Annotated in this window: 16 protein-coding genes, 1 rRNA gene and 1 pseudogene; 5 read left to right on the top strand and 13 right to left on the bottom strand. The window is 48.6% G+C overall.

What is annotated here, in order from left to right; genetic code table 11:
* Window positions 1-111 precede the first annotated feature (111 nt).
* The 4 genes and pseudogenes from H164_RS0111630 to H164_RS0111620 all read right to left on the bottom strand — a co-directional run bounded on the left by H164_RS0111630 (window position 112) and on the right by H164_RS0111620 (window position 3,158).
* Window positions 112-1,392: an argininosuccinate synthase gene (locus tag H164_RS0111630; protein ID WP_282705207.1), complete on the bottom strand. Its 1,281-nt coding sequence runs from the start codon at window positions 1,390-1,392 to the stop codon at window positions 112-114.
* Window positions 1,379-1,735 carry an endonuclease domain-containing protein gene (locus H164_RS15965; RefSeq protein WP_373278021.1) on the bottom strand — a complete coding sequence of 119 codons (357 nt, stop codon included), beginning with the start codon at window positions 1,733-1,735 and terminating at the stop codon, window positions 1,379-1,381. Before H164_RS15965 ends, H164_RS0111630 begins: the two co-directional genes overlap by 14 nt.
* Window positions 1,736-1,801: 66 nt before the next feature.
* A pseudogene (locus H164_RS15960) lies at window positions 1,802-2,368 on the bottom strand (DUF559 domain-containing protein); the annotation flags it as partial.
* Window positions 2,369-2,684: 316 nt separating this feature from the next.
* On the bottom strand, window positions 2,685-3,158 hold the full coding sequence (locus tag H164_RS0111620) for an arginine repressor (protein ID WP_019968778.1): 474 nt from the start codon (window positions 3,156-3,158) through the stop codon (window positions 2,685-2,687).
* A gap of 567 nt (window positions 3,159-3,725) precedes the next feature.
* Between H164_RS0111620 and H164_RS0111615 the strand changes: the two genes are divergently transcribed.
* Window positions 3,726-4,988 carry an Nramp family divalent metal transporter gene (locus H164_RS0111615; protein ID WP_019968777.1) on the top strand — a complete coding sequence of 421 codons (1,263 nt, stop codon included), beginning with the start codon at window positions 3,726-3,728 and terminating at the stop codon, window positions 4,986-4,988.
* Window positions 4,989-5,395: 407 nt separating this feature from the next.
* Here H164_RS0111615 and H164_RS0111605 read toward each other — a convergent pair whose 3' ends face one another.
* The 7 genes from H164_RS0111605 to folP all read right to left on the bottom strand — a co-directional run bounded on the left by H164_RS0111605 (window position 5,396) and on the right by folP (window position 14,813).
* Window positions 5,396-7,339: a sialate O-acetylesterase gene (locus H164_RS0111605; protein ID WP_019968775.1), complete on the bottom strand. Its 1,944-nt coding sequence runs from the start codon at window positions 7,337-7,339 to the stop codon at window positions 5,396-5,398.
* A gap of 230 nt (window positions 7,340-7,569) precedes the next feature.
* Window positions 7,570-9,513, bottom strand: coding sequence for an LTA synthase family protein (locus H164_RS0111600; protein ID WP_026356353.1), 1,944 nt, complete (start codon window positions 9,511-9,513; stop codon window positions 7,570-7,572).
* Window positions 9,514-9,568: 55 nt separating this feature from the next.
* The gene (locus H164_RS0111595; RefSeq protein WP_019968773.1) at window positions 9,569-10,609 is read right to left on the bottom strand and encodes a sugar kinase; all 1,041 of its coding nucleotides are present in this window, start codon (window positions 10,607-10,609) and stop codon (window positions 9,569-9,571) included.
* A 123-nt stretch (window positions 10,610-10,732) separates the two neighbouring features.
* A complete protein-coding gene (locus H164_RS0111590; protein ID WP_019968772.1) occupies window positions 10,733-11,938 on the bottom strand; it encodes an acetate kinase in 1,206 nt (401 codons plus the stop codon).
* A gap of 39 nt (window positions 11,939-11,977) precedes the next feature.
* Entirely contained in the window at window positions 11,978-13,000 is a 1,023-nt protein-coding gene (gene pta, locus H164_RS0111585; protein WP_019968771.1) for a phosphate acetyltransferase, read from the bottom strand.
* A gap of 124 nt (window positions 13,001-13,124) precedes the next feature.
* Window positions 13,125-13,901: a diadenylate cyclase CdaA gene (gene cdaA / locus H164_RS0111580; protein ID WP_008564634.1), complete on the bottom strand. Its 777-nt coding sequence runs from the start codon at window positions 13,899-13,901 to the stop codon at window positions 13,125-13,127.
* A gap of 24 nt (window positions 13,902-13,925) precedes the next feature.
* Window positions 13,926-14,813 (bottom strand): dihydropteroate synthase, encoded by an 888-nt coding sequence (gene folP, locus H164_RS0111575; protein ID WP_019968770.1) that lies wholly within the window; start codon window positions 14,811-14,813, stop codon window positions 13,926-13,928.
* A 193-nt stretch (window positions 14,814-15,006) separates the two neighbouring features.
* Here folP and H164_RS0111570 point away from each other — a divergent pair, with 193 nt between their 5' ends.
* The 3 genes from H164_RS0111570 (at window position 15,007) to H164_RS0111555 (ending at window position 18,236) form a co-directional block, all read left to right on the top strand.
* Window positions 15,007-16,323, top strand: a complete 1,317-nt coding sequence (locus H164_RS0111570; protein ID WP_019968769.1) for a UDP-N-acetylmuramoyl-tripeptide--D-alanyl-D-alanine ligase — start codon at window positions 15,007-15,009, stop codon at window positions 16,321-16,323.
* A gap of 70 nt (window positions 16,324-16,393) precedes the next feature.
* On the top strand, window positions 16,394-17,605 hold the full coding sequence (locus H164_RS0111565; RefSeq protein ID WP_019968768.1) for an SGNH/GDSL hydrolase family protein: 1,212 nt from the start codon (window positions 16,394-16,396) through the stop codon (window positions 17,603-17,605).
* 181 nt (window positions 17,606-17,786) lie between these two features.
* Complete coding sequence (locus H164_RS0111555; RefSeq protein WP_008564640.1) at window positions 17,787-18,236, top strand: copper resistance protein NlpE N-terminal domain-containing protein; 450 nt, start codon at window positions 17,787-17,789, stop codon at window positions 18,234-18,236.
* 735 nt (window positions 18,237-18,971) lie between these two features.
* On the opposite strand, the gene H164_RS0111545 is transcribed toward H164_RS0111555, so the two are convergent.
* On the bottom strand, window positions 18,972-19,613 hold the full coding sequence (locus H164_RS0111545; protein ID WP_019968765.1) for a DUF4923 family protein: 642 nt from the start codon (window positions 19,611-19,613) through the stop codon (window positions 18,972-18,974).
* A 25-nt stretch (window positions 19,614-19,638) separates the two neighbouring features.
* On the bottom strand, window positions 19,639-20,373 hold the full coding sequence (locus tag H164_RS0111540) for a Bax inhibitor-1/YccA family protein (RefSeq protein WP_019968764.1): 735 nt from the start codon (window positions 20,371-20,373) through the stop codon (window positions 19,639-19,641).
* A gap of 618 nt (window positions 20,374-20,991) precedes the next feature.
* Here H164_RS0111540 and H164_RS0111535 point away from each other — a divergent pair.
* Window positions 20,992-21,369, top strand: a 16S ribosomal RNA gene (locus tag H164_RS0111535); the annotation flags it as partial.

Raw genomic sequence — 21,369 nt, 5'->3', positions numbered from 1 at the left:
TAAGCGATGAAAAGTTGCAAGGAAGGCCTACGACTTTCGCCGTTTAGTCGGCCCATCTCCTTGCCTCAAGCTCACGCTCCCCTCCTTCAGAGGGGCCGGGGGAGGTCTTCTTTAGGGACGGGAGAGCTCTTTGGGGTGCATTCCATAGTACACTCTCAGTGGTGTGGAGCTTACTTTTATGAACCCCTTTGCGTCTTCCGCCGTCCAACCATGCTGCATTTCGCCGTATTCCCCAAGCTTCGATTTCGTCAAATCGTCGGCACTATCAATGCCTACCGTCTGGAAACCGAAGGGTCGGAGCCGCAAGATTGCCGTGCCGTTCACGTTGCGTTGGCTGCTGGTGAGCATTGCTTCGATGTCCGGCATGACGGGTTCGAGATACTGACTCTCATGCAAAAACATGCCATACCAGTTGGCAACTTGGTCCTTCCAATACTGTTGCCACTTGCTGAGTGTGCTTTTTTCCAACAGTCGATGGGCCTCGATGATGAGCTTGGGAGCTGCGGCTTCAAAGCCAACGCGCCCTTTTATACCGATGATTGTATCGCCAACGTTGCAGTCACGCCCTATGGCATAGGCCCCACCGAGGGCTTCTATCCGTTGAATGGCAGCTATCTTGTCGTCGAACTTCTCATCATTCACGGCCACGATTTCGCCCTTTTCGAAAGTTATCTTCAGCAGACTTTCTTCCTTCTTCGTGACATGTTTCAGGTAAGCCTCCTCGGGAAGGCCCTGCATTGGGTCGAGTAATTCGCCCCCACAGATGCTGGTTCCCCAGATGCCTACGTTGTAACTGTATTTCAATTTGGCGAAGTCGGCCGCGAAACCATGCGCATTCAGATAGTCAACCTCTTCCTTTCTGCTCAACGCTTTGTCGCGGGTCAGCGTGATAATCTCCACGTTCGGCGCCATTACAAGGAACGTCATGTCGAAGCGTATCTGGTCGTTTCCCGCCCCAGTGCTGCCATGTGCGATGGCATCGGCACCGATCTCGTTGGCGTAGCGAGCGATGGCAATGGCCTGAAAGATGCGTTCCGAGCTGACGGAAATGGGGTAACAGTTGTTGCGCATTACGTTTCCGAAGATCATATATTTGAGACTTTTCTCGTAATACTCCTGCGTAACGTCGAGCGTAACATAGTGCTTTGCCCCCAGTTTGTAGGCATTTGCTTCGTTGGTCTTGAGCTGTTCGTCGCTGAAACCGCCCGTGTTGGCACATGCGGCATAGACTTCCCAGCCTTCCTGACTGAGTTTCATCACGGTGTATGAGGTGTCGAGTCCGCCTGAAAAGGCGACAACGACGCGTTGGCCCACCCCCTTCCCCTCCCGAGGGAGGGGAGATGCGACTTGCTCCTTAACCGAACAAGGTGATTTTGTGCTATGTTCTCCCATATTCAATTATTTTTAATCGTTCTATTTCCTTTTGTATTTCATTCAAAACGCGCTTGGTATCGGCTATAATTTCTTCATTCGTGAACCTCATAACCGTGTAGCCTTGTGCTTCAAGCCACGCAGTACGCTGCCTGTCGGAGGCCTGTTGGGAAGGCAGTTGATGGTAACCTCCGTCGATTTCTATAATCAGTTTCAACCGTGGACAAGACAAATCGGCAATAAATTGTCCTATGATGTGTTGTCTTCTGAAGCGCACTCCTTGTTGCATACCTTTCAGATAGCCCCATAAGATATGCTCCGCTTCGGTCGGATTTCTTCTGTTCTCGTATGCAAATTCTTTCAATTTACCATACGTCCCACTGTCCGCGGTCTTATATTGTGCTATCTTTGTTGTGTGTGTTGCGCTCCCCTCCCTTGGGAGGGGTTGGGGGTGGGCTTCCATTTCCTCCTCCGGATCGAACAACATGGCCGTGCAGATGCAATAACGGCGGTTGGTTCGGTGGAGCACATCAACGTTGATGCAACCCTCACAGCCGCGCCAAAAGGCGTCATCGTCGGTCAGTTCCTTAAACGTTACAGGCCTATAACCCAGCTGTGTGTTCATTTTCATCACGGCAGCTCCGCTGGTCAGTGAGAAAATCTTAGCCTTTGGCCATCGCTTTCTGGCTAAAGTAAACGTGAGATCCTTTATCTTTTTGGCCAGTCCGAGGCCGCGGAAGTCAGGGTGAACAATCAATCCTGAGGTCGTTACATAGTGCTTGTTGCCCCACGTTTCGATGTAACTGAAACCGGCAAACCGCCTGCCTTGCAGGGCAATGACGGCCTTTCCCTCGCGCATTTTCGTGGCCACATATTCCGGAGAACGCTTGGCTATGCCCGTTCCCCTGACCTTTGCAGCATCGGAAATCGTTTGCAGAATGGTGTCGACATAGTCGATATGACTGCTGTCGGCCACCATGACGTTGAGTTCTTCCATTTCTTTTTCCTTTCAATATTTCGTGAGGCATCGGCCTCCGCGGGTCACGTTGTTTTGTCCTATTGGCCGTTCCGGTTTGTAATCTCAGCCATTTTGTCGCGTAATCTCAGCCATTTTACCGCGCAATATGGGCCATTTTACCGTGCAAAGTCAGTCTTATTGCAGACCCGTCTCATGCAGATTACGGTTCCATTTGGCTATCAGTTGGTTACGTCTTTTTAGATAGGGAAGGCCAACAACATTCGTGTTTTATACGATGAACACCGATAATTGATAACACCTTATTATATGTAAGGAACCAACCATAGCCGGCGAACTAAAAATCGGGGCGCAATCGGTTCAGACTTTCAGTCGTTTCTTCGTGGCTGAAGCCCTCTTTGATGACGATAAAAATGGTGTCATCGCCGGCTATCGTACCCAAGATTTCGGGTATATCGCAGTTGTCTATGTCGTAAGCAATACTGCTGGCGTAGCCCGGACGCGTCTTGATGACTCCCATGTTCCCCGAGAAATTGATGGAAATAAAGCCCGGATTACGCATCATTTCTCCGGGCGAGAGCGGCTTATGTATGCGCTTGTACATCGTTTCGTTGGGCAACACGTAGACGTATTTCCCGTTCATGCTGGCCGCTTTGGCCACTTTCAGCTGCTTCAGGTCGCGGCTCAAGGTGGCTTGCGTCAGCTTAAAGCCCTCTTTCCTTAGCGCTTTCAGCACCTCTTCTTGGTTGCCGAGCTCGTTGCTTGAGATGAGAAGCTTCAGCGTTTCGAGCCTGCTTGTCTTTGTTTTCATGTGTGAATGTTTATACAATTAGTGATGCAAAAATACAATTTAATGCAATATAATCCAAATAAAACTGCATATTTTTTATTAATATTCGTTTTTTTGATTCATAAATGAATAATAATGATGCCATTCATGCATGCATTTTACCACGCAATATGGCTGGGGAGTGAATGTAGGGACGCACGGTTCGTGCGTCCGCCCAAGGTGAATGGAAAACGAATGCACACGGTTGGTTGAGCGGACGCACGGGCCGTGCGTCCCTACATACCGCAAAGTATACAACTCGTTCGCCCGTTCACTCGTCAATTGTCAACCGAAATGTGAGCGGACGCACGAGCCGTGCGTCCCTACATTCCCCGCTTCCTTTCATATTGCGCATAAAAATACCTACTATTTGTTGTCGTTTCTTTTTCATTTGTCAACAGCTTACACTATCTTTGCATAAGATAGGCTGCACTCGGCAATTGAAAACAAGTTTCCATTGCGCTCGTTTGCACTATTTTTACATAGGATATAGAATCTGGAAACAAGCTTTTAGGTAAGCTGTTTACCTCATTATAGTTAAGAAAAAGCATGAAGAATATTTTAAAAGAACTCAAACGAAAGGACCACCCACGGGTGTTGGGGGCCTTGGATATCTTCAAATCCGTCGGACCGGGACTGCTTGTGACGGTGGGTTTCATTGACCCGGGCAATTGGGCCAGTAACTTTGCTGCCGGATCGGAATATGGTTATGCGCTGTTGTGGGTGGTGACGCTTTCTACAATCATGCTCATTGCCCTGCAACACAACGTGGCTCACTTGGGCATCGTGACGGGATTGTGCCTGAGTGAGGCTGCCGTGAAATACGCTCCCAAGTGGATTGGCCGCCCAATCGTTGTAAGTGCCATCTTAGCCAGCATATCCACTTCGCTGGCCGAGATACTTGGCGGTGCCATAGCCCTGCAAATGCTTTTCGGAATCAGCATTCCTACGGGTGCGATACTGACGACTGTGGCTACGCTTATCATGCTTTTCACCAACAGTTATCGCAAGATGGAACGCGCTATCATCGGGTTTGTGTCGATGATCGGGTTGTCGTTTATCTACGAACTCTTCCTTGTTGACATTCAATGGCCGCTGGCTTTGCAAGGCGCTTTCGTTCCTTCGGTGCCCCAAGGTTCGCTGCTTATCATCATGAGTGTGCTGGGTGCGGTGGTCATGCCCCACAATCTGTTCCTCCATTCGGAGATTGTTCAGAGCCGGGAAATACACTTAAAGGGCGACGAACGCATTCGTCATATGCTCAAATATGAGTTTTTTGATACGCTGTTTTCAATGATTGTGGGGTGGGCTATCAACTCTGCAATGATCTTATTGGCCGCAACCACGTTCTTTGCTCACGGGCAACACGTTGACGAACTGGCCCAAGCGCAAGCCATGCTTCAGCCGCTTCTTGGCAACAACGCAGCCAACATCTTTGCTATTGCCTTGCTTTTGGCCGGCATATCGAGCACGATCACGAGTGGAATGGCGGCCGGAAGCATCTTCTCGGGCCTTTTCGGAGAGTCGTATAATGCCAAGGATACGCACTCTATTGTGGGCATTTTGCTGTCGTTGGGCATAGCCTTACTGCTGATATTCTTCATCGCCGACCCGTTCAAAGGACTGATTATCTCGCAGATGTTCCTCTCCGTTCAGTTGCCGTTCACGGTGTTTCTGCAAGTGGGGCTCACCTCCTCGCGTCGTGTGATGGGCAAATATGCCAACAGTTTGCCCAATGCAGCTTTCCTATATTCACTCGCAGGCATTGTCACCTTGCTGAATATTTGGCTACTCATAGAGAGTTTCCAGTAGAAGGAAGAGGGGTTTCGTGCGCTCTTTTCCATGTTTTTCCATGGCGTTTTGCCGGAGTAATCGCGTTGAGACAGGTATTGAACCGTGCGTTCTTGCCTGTCTCATCAACGAAAATGCCTACTTTCCCACCTTTGTTTAATAGGAAATCGCCGCTTGAAAAGCAGACAAAGCGGTCGGTAGCAGTGAGTGGGAGGGGAAAGAAGAAGAAAGTCAATCCTCAACCTCCAAGGGGCTATCTCCAACCCCTCCCAAAGGAAGAGAAGAATAGCCTATAAATAAATTACTTAAGTATGGTTGTATTCATCACAGTTTCAAATCTGCTTAATATGAAATGCTGTATTTCTTCGGTAAAACCATGATCTTGTTTGTTCTTCTTTTTCTTGGAAACGGGCGAGGGTGGGCTGTTTTTATTTGAAAAGTTTTGTTGCGAACACCTTTAAACAGCGTCTCCAAGTCAACCATTCGTGTGCTGTGCCCTCTGAAAAGAAGCTGTCTACCTTCACACCGGCCTTTCTAAGGTCGTCAACAAGCTTTGCCGTACCCATGTCCTCGGCTGTTCCGCAACCCAAAAAGAGGTAATGGAGTTTGCTATTCACCTCATTCGGCCGGGTAAAAATGCCGTTATAAGTCTTGTTAATATCCAATCCGAAGATGGCACCGCTGAAAGCTCCGGCATAAGAAAACTTGTCGAGATGGGTGAAAACGACGTCGAATGTTTGGTGACCACCCCAAGAAAGGCCCGCCATGGCACGGTGATCACGGTCGGATTTGGTGCGGAAAGTCCGGTCAATTGTCGGGATAAGGTCGTTCAAAAGCACGTTATAGAACGATGCTCCGTATGTGCTACGGCCCGCATCGTTGCTGCCTCCGCGGAAAGGAGCCTTCACATCGCCACTCTCCATGACCACAATCATCGGCACAGCCTCGCCTTTTGCGATGAGATTATCCATGATATTCTGCATCAATCCCTGCCGACTCCAACTCGTTTCGTCCTCGCCCATGCCGTGTTGAAGATAGAGAACGGGGTAGCGTTTTCGGTCATTTTCATACGCAGCAGGCGTGTAAACCAAGGCCCTACGCCATGCATTTGCCGATGAGGAATAGTATTGAAGCGAGCGAACCTGCCCCTTGGCCACGTCTAGTTGTGGCCGGTAATAGTCGCCTTCCGGACCTTCGGGCACCTCAATACCGCTCGCTTGACGACCGTAACCGAAGAAAGTTTCGCTTGCAGGGTCGGTCACTTGCGCGCCATCCACCCAGAAGGAGTAATAGTGAAAGCCAACGACAAGCGGCTTGGTAACGCCGGTCCAAAAGCCTTTTTCATCGCGTTTCATATCGTATTTCTTGCCGCAGATGTCCACTTTCACGCTTTTTGCCGATGGAGCATACAGGCGGAAGTAACCCCGATGCGCTGCATCAAGCTTCGGAAATTCATTGTTCGGAATGACTGTTGAGGCCACTATGGCGTCGGAAGGGATGGCAGCGGGCTTGAAGACCGAGTAACCCAACAGTGAAAGCATCTTGTAAGCATAACGCCGTCCAAGTTCTCTGTAGCCCTCAGTATCGAAATGTATGTCGTCAGGTCCGCTGGTGCAACCTTCGGAAGAAATGACATGGGCCGTGTGAATGGTCTCCGGTAGGGCGTCAATGATGGAATTCATGGAGATACATTTGCCGCGACCATCGGCCCGGACCACCTCTCCGGCGAGCAAAGGTACGTCGTTTGCCTTCAGATGAAGGTCGGTAAGGAGTCGGTTATACACGGAATCCACCTTTTCGGGCCATGTCTCATCGCCCGTATTCGACTCGCCTTGATGTAGTAATATGCCCTTGATAACACCGGCTTCTTGCGCTTTTCGGGCTATTTCCACCAGCCGATCATAGGGCTTGTCATTATAAGCTTTGAGCATATTCTTCATCCATTGCGGTGCTCGGGTCTTGACATAGTCGTCTACATATTCGTGCATGAAGGTCTCAATGTGGCAGCCGCTGACGGCTACATTGATGACGCCTACGCGGATATTCTTGGGCAAATGTTCAACCATTGTGCGGCCGAAGTAGTCTACAGGCGTTAGTCCTGTGTTCTCACGACATAGCGGTGGCACCGCAGTATACCATTCTCCCTTCTTCCGTCCCAGTCTGTTATTGTCGACAGCTGCCATCATTTGGAAGCGATTGTCAATGCCCACGAGGTCCTGTGTCTCGATTTTTGCATTGCCTTCCATGTTGGATTGGCCGAAACAAAGGAAGATATAAAAATTCGGATCCACCGCAGCATGCGTGGCAATGGTAGAGGTTAACAACAATGCGCAAGCTAAAATGCGCTTCAAAAAAAATGTTTTTCGTTTCATGTTTAATGATAATTAGATATTTATTTTGCAAAGATAGGATTTATATTTAAAAATACCAAGAGCAGATGTAGCATATAACTTTGCATTTGTAACATCATAATGTGGCCGATTGCATGAGGACAACGTCTGGTTTTATTACATATGCCACTGTTTTCCCAGTCAATTTTCGTTGTACGCCAACTGTCCCTCGACTCGTAAAGCGTGCAATACACGTATATCAATACAGTGTCTTATGGTTTTCGGAAGCACAGATTGAAATAGATTTCGCGCAAGAGATTACGAGCAGCGAGCCGCTTTTCGGCCGTTTTATAGCCGTTTTTGTCGGCCAAAAGCTGCTCGACATTGTAGCTATAGAAGCAGGAATCGGGCAGATTACGGTCGAAAAGGTTATTGCCGAGCTTCATGTAATGCGTGCGATGCAGGGCAAATGGGGCTACGGTTGCAAGGATATCATCGTGGCATCCCCACCGATTCGTCATCCGGCAGTAGTCAGGATGGCGAAGTGAAGGGGGAAGATAGACGTAAAGCGGTACGGAATGTGTCCAGCGTTTCCCGATAAATGAGGGGTCAAGAATAGAGCGAACATTGTGGTCACCCGTGACAATAAGGATTGTGTTCCGTGCTGCGGGGGAGGCTTTGAAGCTGTCGAGGAATGCACTCAACACCTTATTATAATATCTAAAGCCCGTGATGTATTTGTTCAGCACAGTCGAATCCTTCTCCGCAAAGCATGGATTTGTGTAGAAACGGCTTGGTAGTGGCGATAGAGAAAGGCTCTTGGGGTATTCAAAGGGTGGGTGATTTGTAGTGGTCATAGCTATCATCAGTCTTGGCTTTGCAGCCTTTTTGTTGAGCCTGTCGAGGATAGCAGTGAGCAGATATTCATCGAAAACGCCCACACTGTTGGCCTCGGCATGCGGATAATCCTTTAAGATGCTGAACTTGTCGTAGATGGTTTGGAAGCCCTGATGGCGCAAAGCCTCGGCGCAATTCTCCCATGCGGTGTCCATTCCCGATAGGAATTCCGTCGTATAGCCGCTTGCATTGAAAGGCAAGGCAATGGAAGTGGGAAGGAGGCGCAGCCTGAATGCCGATGCAAAGAAACGCGGATAGGGTGTCGAGACCGTCAGGTTTTCGATGGAAGCGACGGTGCCGTTCTGCACGGATTGGAAGTTTCGGAACAACAAATCCTCCTTAAAGTGTCGCTGCATGCCCAATAATAGCGAGCCTTTTGCGTCGTCCAGGTTGATGAGATAGTTGCTCCAGCTTTCGCTATAGATAATAACAACGTTTGGAAGCGGGTGAGTAAGCGTGTCGGGAGCCTTGGCAAAGAGGGCCTCGCGCAGTGCTTTCAGCGTGTCGTTTGCCTGCAACCGCACGCCTTTGTCAGTATAGATGTCAAGTGCCTGCTGTATGTCGGTGAAGTGATAGCGGGCCAACAAGGCGTCCGGAGTTTCGATTTTAAAAGCGTTTTTCTTTTCTTTGCAGGCCGTTTTCAGCATATAGAGACCGTTGGGCACCATGTCGTTGATGAGCTTATTGTCTGAAACAAAGGTGTCTTCTATCTGCAACGGGAAGCGGGAAAACGAGCCGCGGAGTCCGAAAGTAAGCAATGTAAGATAACCGATGAGCAGGGCAATGCTCCATGGTTTGGGCATCACGGCATGAGAAATGTGCAACCTCTCCACCCTTTCCGATAGGATTTTCAAGACGATGGCGGCCAAGCAAAGCAAGAAGAGATAAAGCATACAGTGGTATTCTTCCCAAATGGTTTGCAAAAGACCGATGGGTCCTTCGTTGAAAAAGTCGAAGATTGTGAGGTTGATATGCGAATTGAAGTTGGCATAAAAGCCGAGATCGATGATGGAAATGATGAGAATGAGAACATCGAGCACCACGAAATACCAAACGGAAAAGCGTCTCAGGAAGTGTTCGAAGCCTTGGTTACGCCATAACAGCACTGCAAAAACCAATAAAGTGGGCAAAATCAGGAGGTAAGAAGCCACCTGAAAGTCGAAGCGAAAGACGTTGTAAGCGGCCAAAGGTAGGGCCTGTCGGTTGCCTGTGAGCAGGTCGAAGGGAACGTATTCGACAATGAAAACAAGACGAACGACCCATAAAATGACCATTATTATCAGGGCATGGAGGAGTAGTTTTGATAGTTTCTCAGCCATTTTTTGCGATATTGTGTAGTATATTGGTATTTATAGCGTCTCTTGACAGAGTGAATCAACGTTCTATGCGTCCTCCTTGGCCTTGCATGTTAGCGATGATTTCAGCCTCACTGACAAGATTTTGGTCGCCGATAATCGTGTTTTTGAGTGCCGAAGCCGACAAGGCAAAGTCGAGACAGTGTTGGTCGTCAGCCCATTTCATGCGGGCGTGGATGAAAGCGGCCACGAAAGCGTCGCCACAACCCATGGGATCAATGACAGGATTGATGTCATAGATGCGCGTTTTATAAAGCTTTCCCTCGGCAAAAAGAATGCCGGTGAGCGTGTGATGCGTTGAAGTAAGTTGGTTACGGAGGGCTATCAGCATGCGTTTGCAGCGTGGAAACTGCTGTCGGAGTTGCCGAAAATAGTCGAGATATGCGGCATCATTGATTTCATAAGTGGCATCCTTGGCCTCAAAGGGAATCTGTTTCAAACCACTTCCGACCTCCCATTCGTTCTGATCGCCAAAGATAAAGGAACTGTATTCCATGAGTTTTCGGAGCGTTTTCGGGGCATCTGCGCCCGGATAATGCCAGAGATTGTGACGGTAATTAATGTCACAAGTGATTTCAACGCCCATGCTTTTAGCCAGCTCTAAGGCGTCGAATGTGGTGTTAAGTGCGTCTTTACTCATTGCACAAGTAATGCCCGAGCAATGGAAAAGTGCAGCGTCTTGGAAGACAGGTTCCCACAGAATGTCGCCGTGTTTCAATGTATAGAAAGAACTGTTCTCGCGATCATACACCACCATTGCATTGCGCATGGCCGCTGCAGTCTCGAAGAAATAGCTGCCAAGGCGGTCTCCTCCCCACACGACATGGCTGACATCGAGGCCGAATTCACGCAGATGCATCAGTGCGGCATGCCCCATTGCATTGTTGGGAACACGGGTGACGTATTCCACTTGGTCGCCTAAAGTGGCCAATGACACGGCAACATTGGCCTCAGATCCTCCAAAATCGCCGTTGAAAGCACGGCCTTGCGTCAGTCTGGCTTGGTTTTCTTTCGATAACCGAAAGAGGATTTCTCCGAAAGTTACAATCTTTTTCTTCATCGATGTTTTTGTTTGAACGGTCCATCGTTAGGATATCAGAGAATGATGTTGGTTTAAAAGTCGAAGTCTTCCCCTGAAGTTGGAGAAGACCTCGGCATACGTTTCCCTACCATTTTTGTCGGTTTACTTCGCTTTCTCCACCAATTCTTTCGTATCGCGAGCGATAACAATTTCCTCATCGGTGGGAACAACAACGACTTTCACCTTGCTGTCGGGCGTAGAAATAATGGCTTCTTCGCCGTGAATGGTCGCATTCTTGGGCTTATCTATCTTGATTCCAAGGAATTCAAGACCTGCACAAGCTTGCTCACGTGTGCCCGTTTGGTTCTCACCTACGCCGGCTGTGAAGACAACGGCGTCTACTCCACCGAGTGCAGCAGCGTAAGCTCCAATGTATTTCTTGATGCGATAATCATACATTTCCAGTGCGAGTTTAGCACGTTTGTTGCCTTTTTGTGCCGCATTCTCCACGTCGCGCATGTCGCTGGAGATGCCGGTAATGCCGAGAACACCGCTTTGTTTGTTGAGATAGTCGGCCATTTCCTGTGGCTTCTTGCCCAATTTATCCATCAAATATGTAACAACTGAGGCGTCAATATCACCGCATCGGCTACCCATCATCAGGCCGGCAAGCGGGGTAAGACCCATGGAAGTGTCAATCACTTTACCGTTCAATACGGCGGCAACACTGGCACCATTGCCGATATGACAGGTGATAATGCGCGAGTTATTGACGTCGAGACCGAGGATTTCGCACACGCGTTGCGACACATAACGGTGGCTTGTGCCGTGGAATCCATAGCGACGAATGTGGTATTTCTCGTAAAGTTCGTAGGGAATGGCATAGAGATAGGCATAGTCGGGCATGGTACTATGGAACGCATTATCAAAGACACAGACCTGCGAAGTGGTAGGCATCAGTGCGTCAACAGCGCGGATTCCCTTCAGATGGCCAGCATTATGAACGGGTGCAAGGTCACAAAGCTCCTCAATATCCTGCTCAACCTGCTTGTCAACAATGACGCTCTTATTATATTTATCTCCTCCTTGTACGATGCGATGTCCCACGGCATCAATCTCTTTCAAGTCTTTAATGGCACCGAATTCGGGGTCGAGCAGGCACTTGAACACCAGACTTACGCCCTCTTTATGGGTGGGCAAGTCGGCCATAATCTGCTTTTTCTCTCCATTGGTCAGCTTGACTTTGATGAATGCATTGTCCAAACCGATGCGCTCAACGCCGCCTTGTGCCAATACAGCCTCATTGTCCATGTTATATAACTTATACTTGATGGAACTGCTTCCACAGTTCAAAACGAGAACTTTCATAGTAATATTGTTGAATGTTAATATTGAATTCCTCACTTCTCATTGCTCATTCGCTTTAGCGTCTTGCGCCTGACAGGCCGTGATAGCAACCATATAATAAATGTCATCTATGGAACAACCGCGGCTGAGGTCGTTGACCGGGCGGGCAATACCTTGGAGAATCGGACCGATGGCAATAGCATTACCGAGGCGTTGCACGAGTTTATAGCCGATGTTTCCTACTTCAAGGTTGGGCACAATGAGCACGTTTGCTTTACCGGCGATGGCACTTTGCGGTGCTTTCTTCGTCGCAATGTCAGGCACGAGGGCTGCATCGGCCTGCAATTCTCCGTCGATTTTCAGTTCAGGGTCAAGTTCACGTGCCAGCTTAGTGGCCTCGACTACCTTGTCAACCACCTCATGTGACGCACTACCCTTGGTCGAAAAGCTCAGCATAGCCACACGAGGTTCCGTAAAACCGGCAACGCTTTTGGCCGTCTCTGCAGTGCAAACGGCAATCTGAGCGAGCTGAGCTGCGTCGGGAACGGGGGTCACTGCGACGTCTCCGATGACCACGACGCCATTCTCACCATATTCCTTTTGCTTGGTAATCAACAGCAAACCACCACTCACACAAGTTATTCCCGGTGCACATTTGATGATTTGTAACGCAGGACGAAGCGTATCTCCGGTGGTACTTAAGGCCCCACTGATCTGGCCATCTGCCTCTTCTGTCTTGATAATCATACAGCCCAAGTAAAGGTTATTCTTGGTAACCAGTTCGCGAGCTTGCTCAATTGTCATGCCTTTCTTCTTGCGAAGCTCAGCAAGTTTGGCTGCATAAACTTCACTTTTAGGGTTGTTTTCGGGGTCGATAATGGTTGCTTTTCCGATGTGATGAAGCCTCCATTGTGCGGCCAGCTCTTTGATGTGGCCGGGATTACCAATCAAGATAATGTCGGCAATGTCGTCAGCCAACACCCTGTCGGCAGCCTTCAGCGTGCGTTCCTCTTCTGCTTCCGGGAGCACAATGCGCTGCTTATCTGCCTTCGCACGAGCAACTATTTGTTGTAATAAATCCATAGTTTGTTATAATGTTAATAAATGTTTTAAGTTCATTTCAATCACAAAATTGTAATTTCTGCTTTGCAAAAGTAGTAAAAATCATTGAAATAGCGAGGCTGCAGAGGCTAAAAAAGTATAAAACTCAATCGATTTCACTTGTCAGAATACGCTCAAGTTCTTCCGCCGAGAGCCGAAGATGGAACTGACCTTTCATGGCTACGCTGATACGTCCGGTCTCTTCGCTTACCACAATGGCTATTGCATCGCTGTCTTGGCTGATGCCCATGGCTGCACGATGACGCAAACCGAGTTCCTTGGGTATGTCGAGATTGTGGCTAACCGGCAGAATACAGCCCGCAGCCTTGATGCGCTTGTGAGCGATTATCATGGCTCCATCGTGCAAAGGTGAGTTCTTAAAGAAGATGTTTTCAATGAGACGCTGGTTGATATTGGCGTTGATGAGGTCGCCGGTATCAACAATATCGTCTAACGGAGCACCGCGTTCAATGACGATCAATGCGCCGACTTTGCCCTTCGACATATTCATACAGGCCATCACAATGGGCATGATTAGTCGGCGGGTTGCCTCAAGGTTCTTCTCATTGCGGCGCGAACCGAGGAAGCTACTGAGCTGTTTGATGCGCTGATGCGCACCGAGCGAGTAGAGAAAACGACGTATCTCTTCTTGAAAAAGCACGATCAGAGCGATGGCACCCACGCCGACCAACTTATCGAGAATAGCCCCCAAGAGCCGCATTTCGAGCACCTGACTCACGAAAAGCCATACCAATACAAACACCATCACGCCGATGAAGATGTTCAGCGAACGGCTTTCTTTCATCAGTTTATAAAGGTAGTAGAGGATAAGCGCAACCAGAACAATGTCGATGGCATCTTTTAATCCGAAGTCGAAAGGCATAGGCAGAGTTTGAAATGATGAGTGTTAAATGTGAAATGAGGAATTTTGAACTGCAGTTTCTGGCTTTTCAAAAGGCGAGGCCGATTGAATGGCCGAGACAATCTGTACGGCTTCCACCGCTTCGCGCACGTCGTGGACACGCAGAATGCCGGCACCTTTGAGCAAAGCGGCAGTGTGGAGCACCGTTGTCCCGTTCAATGCGGTCATTGAATCGCCTCCAATGAGCTTGAAAATCATGCTCTTTCGCGAAACACCTACAAGCAAAGGAAGACGCAAAGTGGCCAATTGTTCCATACCATTATATATCTCATAGTTTTGTTCAAGCGTCTTTCCAAAGCCGAAACCCGGGTCAAGTATGATGTCTTTCACGCCACGATCACGCAACTGTTGCACCTCTTCTGCGAAGGCTATCATCATGTCGTGGAGACACGATTTCACCGACATCAGAATGTAAGGCACCTTTAATTCGCCCACAACATCGAACATACTACCGCTTTCATGAATAGGGGTATTGACAATACCTGTGATGCCTCCCTCGCTGACATCATTGATGATGTCGGCTCCCCACTCCTCAATACACCGGCGAGCCACGGCAGGTCGATAAGTGTCTACGGAGACAATGGCATCGGGTTGCTCGCGTCTGACAAGTTGTAATGCCTTTTTCAGGCGTTCTGTTTCCTCTTCTTCGCTCACTTCCTTGGCCCCCGGACGTGTAGAAAATGCGCCCACATCAATCATTGTTCCACCCTCGCTGATAATTTGGTTGGCCCGTTCGGCTATCTCATACTCGGTCTGTTTGCGGCTTCCGGCATAGAAACTGTCGGGCGTGCAGTTCAGGATTCCCATGACTTTTGGGCTACTCAAGTCAATCAGATGACCGCGGATATTGATTGTATAGTCTATTGGTTTCATACCCACAAAGTTATCATATTTTGCTTTATCCTCCAAATTAAATCGCTGTCTAACCGTAAATCGTTAACATTATATATAATAAGTACACGCGCTTACGTACACTTTCTTTCGTCTTATGCGTTATTTTAATTCCGAACACCTACTTGTCGTCAAAGAAAAAAGCGTAACTTTGCACTACAATATTCGCAAAGCTATGGATATAAACGAACTTTATCGCCTCTACCGGAAGCACCCTTGCATCACTACCGATAGCCGCAACTGCCCCGAAGGCAGCATCTTTTTGGCCCTAAAAGGGGCTTCGTTCAACGGTAACAAGTTTGCCAAGGCAGCCTTGGAAAAGGGTTGTGCCTATGCCATCATCGATGAAAAGGAGTTTGATGAGGCCGATAACGACCGTCTGATTTTGGTTGACAATTGCCTCGTCACATTCAAAGAATTAGCCAGAATGCACCGTCGTCGCTTCCATATCCCCGTGATTGGCATCACAGGAACCAATGGAAAGACCACCACCAAGGAGCTTCTTTCGACCGTTCTTGCCGAGCGTTACAAGGTGATGCACACCGAAGGGAACTTCAATAACGATGTCGGTGTGCCCAAAACACTGTTCCGTTTGGACGAAACACATGAGATTGCCGTCGTTGAAATGGGTGCCAGTCACCCCGGAGATATCGAGAAACTGGTCACTTATGTGGAGCCGACGTGTGGTATGATCACGAATGTGGGCTGCGCACATCTGCAAGGTTTCGGTAGTTTTGAAGGTGTAAAGAAGACCAAGGGCGAGCTTTATGACTATCTGAAGGCCCACGATGGCCTGCTCTTTCTCAACGAAAGCAATCCCGACCTTGTGGAAATGGCACGCCAACGTGAGCTGGACCGCATCGTAACCTACGGTCAGTCGGCCGATGCCGACGTGCAGGGTGAGGTCGTGAGTTGCGCTCCTTTCTTGAAATTCTCATGGAGAAACCTTGCTACAACGGCCTCGAAAATGCGTATATATGAGGTAGAAACCCACCTGATAGGGGCCTATAACATCGACAATATGCTGGCAGCCATCACCATAGGGCTACATTTCGGCGTGACGCCAGAGCAAATCAACCATGCCCTCGAAAGCTATATTCCGTCTAACAACCGCAGTCAATTGGAGGTAACGGCCAAGAACAAGCTCATCGTTGACGCCTATAATGCCAACCCGTCGAGCATGGCTGCGGCCATAGAAAACTTCAAGTTGATACAGGCAACGCGCAAGATGGCCATTCTGGGTGACATGCGTGAGCTCGGCGAAGTGTCGGAAAAGGAACATCAAAAGGTTGTGGACAAGCTCAAGGCTGACGGCTTTGAAACGGTATGGCTCGTAGGAGAGGAGTTCGAAAAGACCGAAACCGCTTTCCGAAAGTTCAAGAATGTGGACGAAGTGAAGGCCGAACTCGCAGCGCATTGTCCCAAGGATTACTACATATTGATAAAGGGAAGCAACGGCATTCGCCTGTTCGAGTTGCCCGAATTGCTCTGACAAGCGTCGTCAGTAGCCCGGAATTGGGCCGAGAATGAACGTTGCAAGGAAACAAAACCAAGGTAGAAGGATGAAAAGATTTTTAGGATTATTCTTGTGTTTGGCCTCGATTGCGGCACAAGCACAGCTGTCACGGGCCGTGACAGGCAATCATTGGGTGGGCACATGGGCCACGGCTCAGCAGCCGGTTGTCAAGAGTTTCATGCCTTATGATAACAACATGAGCGACCGTTCGGTGCGTCAAATCGTGAAAGTCTCCATCGGTGGCAAGCTGATTCGCTTGGAATTGAGCAACGAACTCTCCACGGAGCCTGTCGTCATTCGTTCGGTTTACATTGCCCACGCAACCGATAGCTTTGCCATTGTTCCCCATTCGGCAAAGTATTTGAAGTTCGGTGGCAGTCATAAGGCAGTCATTCCGGCCGGCAAAGCCCTGTTCAGTGACGCGTTGCCTTTCGACCTTCAGCCGCTTGAAAAGCTCGCCATCACCATCAATTACACCAAGGCTCCGGCACAACCTACCGTGCACATGGGATCGAGAACCACCAGTTATATCATGCGAGGTGTGACGAATGCCGCGACAAACTTCGCCCCGTCGTTCCGTGAAAACCATTGGTTCAATATCGCGTCCATCGATGTTTACGACATGACGGCCAAGAGTATAGCCATCATCGGCAACTCCATCACCGACGGAAAGAATGCAACCGACAACGCAAACAACCGCTGGCCCGACGTGCTTTCGGAGACTTTGCAGAAGAAATACGGCGTCACCGACCGCGGAATCCTTAACCTTGGCATCGGAAACAACCGTGTCACGATGACCGGAGGCTTTGGTTTCATGGCCCGACAACGCTTTGATCGCGACATACTTTCACAGCGGGGTGTGCACACAGTCATTGTTTTTGAGGGCGTAAATGATATAGGAGCAGCCGGCAATGGCGGCAGTGAAGCTGTGGCAAACGACCTCATTCGCGCCTATGAAGAGATGATACGCAAGGCCAAGGAGCGCAATCTGCGCGTCTTTCTTGGCACGATAACGCCGTTCAAAGGGGCTGGATATTATTCCATTTTCCATGAGGCGGCCCGCCAAACCGTCAACCAATGGATCAGAGCGCAGCGCGGAAAGGTTGACGGAATCCTTGATTTCGACGAACTGTTGCGCGACCCTTCCGACCCAGCCCGACTGCAGAAGCAATGGCAGAGCGATTGGCTTCACCCCAACCCCGAGGGCTATCGCGCCATGGGAACGTATGCCGCAGAGGTCATAGCACACAGTTTGTAAAGCATGATGATGGTTATCGAGGCCTATTTGCGCAATGTTTATCCGCATTCATGGTGCATGAGGTATGATGAATGGTGCATGACAAAAGGCTTTGTTAACGTTTTTTATTGCAAAACGCTGTGATGTTTTCGTTGATAATCCATATATTTGCACCCAGTTTTAATTATTAATTATTACATTTATGAAAAAGCTTAGAAATTTTATCGTATTGTTTGCTGCCAGTGCAGCTATGGTAGCTTGTCATAACAACGGTAAGACCGCTGCAAATGCAGCCGGTACGGACTCTGCTGCTAACGATACTGCAATGCAAGATTCTGCAGTTTACGAAGGTGAAATCCCCGGAGCAGACACCGGTTCCATCTACACCCTCAAGCTGGCCAACGACTCTACCGATGGCTTTTCACTTCAAATCAAATACTTGAAGGACAAGGCTCCTGTAGAAAACTACAACGGCAAGAAGGTTGTTGCCACCAAGAAGGTTGCTGGCAAGGACGTAACAGTTTACAAGTTTGCGCTCGGCAAGGACACAACCTACTTCAAGGTTGTCAACGATTCTGTGCTCCGCATGGTCAACGACCAGTTTGAAGAGGCAGCAAGCAAGCTCAGCTACGACTTGAAGTTGAAGAAGTAAGCATCGTTTCCGCCTGCCTTCACAAAGGCATTTGGACGATATGACATCGGGTTCGCCGGCAGTTTATTCCGCCGGCGAACCTTTTTTGTTTCCTTTTTCTCGTAGGGTTGCCGGTCGAAAGCCTTGACTTGGAACGTCAATAAGCAATTTTTGCGGTGTAACGAATGATAAAATACAGCGAAATTGGCCGTGAATTGCAGACAAAGTGCACAAAGGAAACGATACCCGATAAATGATGAGGGCAAGCGAGAGGGCTTTAATCGTTTGTCAGGCGAACCAAAATTACACGATAGAAGCTTTACTTGAGTGGACGCACAAACCGTGCGTCCCTACATGTTTATAGCGCTTTTCATGCGAAAACAAGCGGAGAACGCAAGCTATATAGGGGACGCACGGCTTCATTCATGGTCTTTTTGATTGCTATAAGTTTAGCTGTGTGCAAGCTATGTAGGGACGCACGGCTCGTGCGTCCGCCCAGACAACCGTACGTCTGCATTCACTTCTCAAAATTATTCGAAAGCCGTTGGCGGACAACTTCTTACGGGTTGTCTTTTTACTTCAGCCATTTTACCGCACAATATCAGCCATATTGCGCGCTAATGTCAGCCATTTTACTCCACAAAATGGCTGAGACTGGAAAACAAGAATAATAAAAAAGCCGATGGAGCCATTGAGGTTGTCAACCGAACAAGGCTTCATCGGCACCGACGATTAAGATTTTTGATTATCTTCTCCTTATCTCCTCATCTCGAATCCCATGCGTATTCCGTCGTAGTTTCTACTCAGTTCGCCGACGGTTTGCAGGGTGCTGTTGCCGCTAAGGGCCGAAACGGTTTGGAGAACTGACAGTAACTTCTTGGATTCCAACAGGAAACTCATGCCCGAAGTGGTGCGTTTTGCATAGACGGGAATGGTGAATAGCAACGTTTTCAGGGTGATTTTCTGGTTGCTATTGTCGTAACTCCACGTCCCCATAAGGCTGGTTCCGGCGATTTTTCCACTGAAGGTTTTGTCGCTGTTAAAGGTGAGTTGAGTATTGTTTCGGTTGAAACCGACGCTTCGATAAGCCTCTTCCAACTTTACTTTTGCCTGACTTGCCGCTACTTCTCCACCTGCTTTGGCCAGCGTGTTACTGCTGGTGAAGGCCACACCGGGGCCATTGTAGTGCCATGCCCCGATGAGTTCGCGCTCCGTGGGCTTGTCAATGCCGAGCACACTGCCCAATGCGTTGCCGATGCTCTTGGTGTTCATGCTGTTAAGCACGTCGCCTAAGACGTCGGTTCCTGTGTTACTGTTGTTGTTGACCGTGATACCGCAGCCAATCAATACCATTGTCATGGCCGACACGCCTGCGGCCAAGATGCTTTTTCTGTTCATTTGTGTTGTGAAATAAGTTTCTGGGTTAATTGTTTCGGCCCAAAAGTCTCAACAGATAGATAAACATGTTGATGAAATCGAGGTATAAATCGAGCGCTCCGCACAGGGCAATCTTCTGCGAAGCCTCGCTCATGTCGGGCGCCATGGCCAATTGTCGCTTGATGTTTTGGCTGTCCCAAGCGGTCAGTCCGACGAAAAGTGCCACGCCGACAAGGCTGATGATGAGGTCGAACATCGCGCTCTTGAGGAACATGTTGACTGCCAAGGCGATGATAAGTCCGAAGAGTGCCATGAATAAGAAGCTACCCAAGCCGGCAAGGTTCTTCTTGGTGAAGTAGCCATATGCGGCAGTTGCGGCAAATGTTCCGGCTGTGATGAAGAATGTTTTGATGATGGCTGTCGGTGCAAAAATCACGAAAATGTATGACAACGTGGCTCCGTTTAGCGCGGAGAAAACGGCAAACATGGCGGTCGTGGCAGCCAAAGAGCGATTCTCTTTCCACAGGCTTCCGCTGATTTTCCATACCAATACCAACTCGGCAATGAGGATTCCCCAGAACACAAGCTTGTTGCTGTAAATCAAATATAACAGGTTTGGCGACGTAGCAACACCGTAAGCGACGATGCCACTGATAGCCAAAGCAAAGGTCATCCATAGGTAAACCTTGCGCATCAAGGCAGGAAAGGCCTCTGAAAGGGCAAACTCTCTCGTGCCGTATTCCTGCTCTTTAACGCTCTCTTCAAATTCTTTATAATCCATATACTTACTTTTTTGATGATAATCTGTATGATTTATAATTGCTGTTCCAGTTGTATTGTGGTCGGTTCCTCACCGTCTTTGTCTGCAAAAATACGCTTTTCCTGTGCTATGAACAAATACAATGCCATTTTTCGGCAGCTCTTTAATATTCTTTAGCCTATTTCCCGGTTGCCGATATCCATGCCTAAACTTATTTTGTTCGCCTTGGTATGCTTATATATAATAAGGTGTAAGCGTCTAATTCCTTTCTTTTTAATCACGATTTCAAGAAAATAATCCTATTATTTAAACTTTTCTTCAAAAAGATTTGGTTATAATTAATAATAGTATTACTTTTGCATTCGCTTTCCGAGCCAGATGTTGTTCGGTAGCGAGATGAAATAGCGTTCTTTGATAGGATTAAGATAAACAGAGAAGTAGTACAAGAAGCGAGGTGCATATTTATTTATGTACCTTGGGTAGAAGAAACGAACCGTTCAATTATTTGAAAAGAGTTTGCTTTAGACTTCGATACTAAAGAAGGAATTCGTTCTGAACAGATTAACTAGAGGTAGAGTGAGAGAGTAGAAGTGTTTTTGCTTTTTACTTTTTGGCATTTTACCTTATGATTTCTATTTTACAATGGAGAGTTTGATCCTGGCTCAGGATGAACGCTAGCTACAGGCTTAACACATGCAAGTCGAGGGGAAACGATGAGAGAGCTTGCTCTCTCAGGCGTCGACCGGCGCACGGGTGAGTAACGCGTATCCAACCTGCCTCTGACCAAGGGATAACCCGTCGAAAGTCGGACTAATACCTTATGCAGTCGTCGGAAGTCATCTGATGACGACGAAAGATTTCATCGGTGAGAGATGGGGATGCGTCTGATTAGCTTGTTGGCGGGGTAACGGCCCACCAAGGCGACGATCAGTAGGGGTTCTGAGAGGAAGGTCCCCCACATTGGAACTGAGACACGGTCCAAACTCCTACGGGAGGCAGCAGTGAGGAATATTGGTC

Origin of the sequence: Segatella maculosa DSM 19339 = JCM 15638 (assembly GCF_000382385.1) — a bacterium.
GTDB classification, from domain to species: Bacteria; Bacteroidota; Bacteroidia; order Bacteroidales; family Bacteroidaceae; genus Prevotella; species Prevotella maculosa.
Note: the sequence above shows the minus strand (reverse complement) of the source record. Positions and strands in the feature narration are given on the sequence as shown.

Bases quoted from the DNA above. Each gene is read 5' to 3' on its own strand.
- H164_RS0111630 (WP_282705207.1), bottom strand. From the start codon at position 1,392: ATGGGAGAACATAGCACAAAATCACCTTGTTCGGTTAAGGAGCAAGTC.
- H164_RS0111620 (WP_019968778.1), bottom strand. From the start codon at position 3,158: ATGAAAACAAAGACAAGCAGGCTCGAAACGCTGAAGCTTCTCATCTCA.
- H164_RS0111615 (WP_019968777.1), top strand. From the start codon at position 3,726: ATGAAGAATATTTTAAAAGAACTCAAACGAAAGGACCACCCACGGGTG.
- H164_RS0111605 (WP_019968775.1), bottom strand. From the start codon at position 7,339: ATGAAACGAAAAACATTTTTTTTGAAGCGCATTTTAGCTTGCGCATTG.
- H164_RS0111600 (WP_026356353.1), bottom strand. From the start codon at position 9,513: ATGGCTGAGAAACTATCAAAACTACTCCTCCATGCCCTGATAATAATG.
- H164_RS0111595 (WP_019968773.1), bottom strand. From the start codon at position 10,609: ATGAAGAAAAAGATTGTAACTTTCGGAGAAATCCTCTTTCGGTTATCG.
- H164_RS0111590 (WP_019968772.1), bottom strand. From the start codon at position 11,938: ATGAAAGTTCTCGTTTTGAACTGTGGAAGCAGTTCCATCAAGTATAAG.
- pta (WP_019968771.1), bottom strand. From the start codon at position 13,000: ATGGATTTATTACAACAAATAGTTGCTCGTGCGAAGGCAGATAAGCAG.
- cdaA (WP_008564634.1), bottom strand. From the start codon at position 13,901: ATGCCTTTCGACTTCGGATTAAAAGATGCCATCGACATTGTTCTGGTT.
- folP (WP_019968770.1), bottom strand. From the start codon at position 14,813: ATGAAACCAATAGACTATACAATCAATATCCGCGGTCATCTGATTGAC.
- H164_RS0111570 (WP_019968769.1), top strand. From the start codon at position 15,007: ATGGATATAAACGAACTTTATCGCCTCTACCGGAAGCACCCTTGCATC.
- H164_RS0111565 (WP_019968768.1), top strand. From the start codon at position 16,394: ATGAAAAGATTTTTAGGATTATTCTTGTGTTTGGCCTCGATTGCGGCA.
- H164_RS0111555 (WP_008564640.1), top strand. From the start codon at position 17,787: ATGAAAAAGCTTAGAAATTTTATCGTATTGTTTGCTGCCAGTGCAGCT.
- H164_RS0111545 (WP_019968765.1), bottom strand. From the start codon at position 19,613: ATGAACAGAAAAAGCATCTTGGCCGCAGGCGTGTCGGCCATGACAATG.
- H164_RS0111540 (WP_019968764.1), bottom strand. From the start codon at position 20,373: ATGGATTATAAAGAATTTGAAGAGAGCGTTAAAGAGCAGGAATACGGC.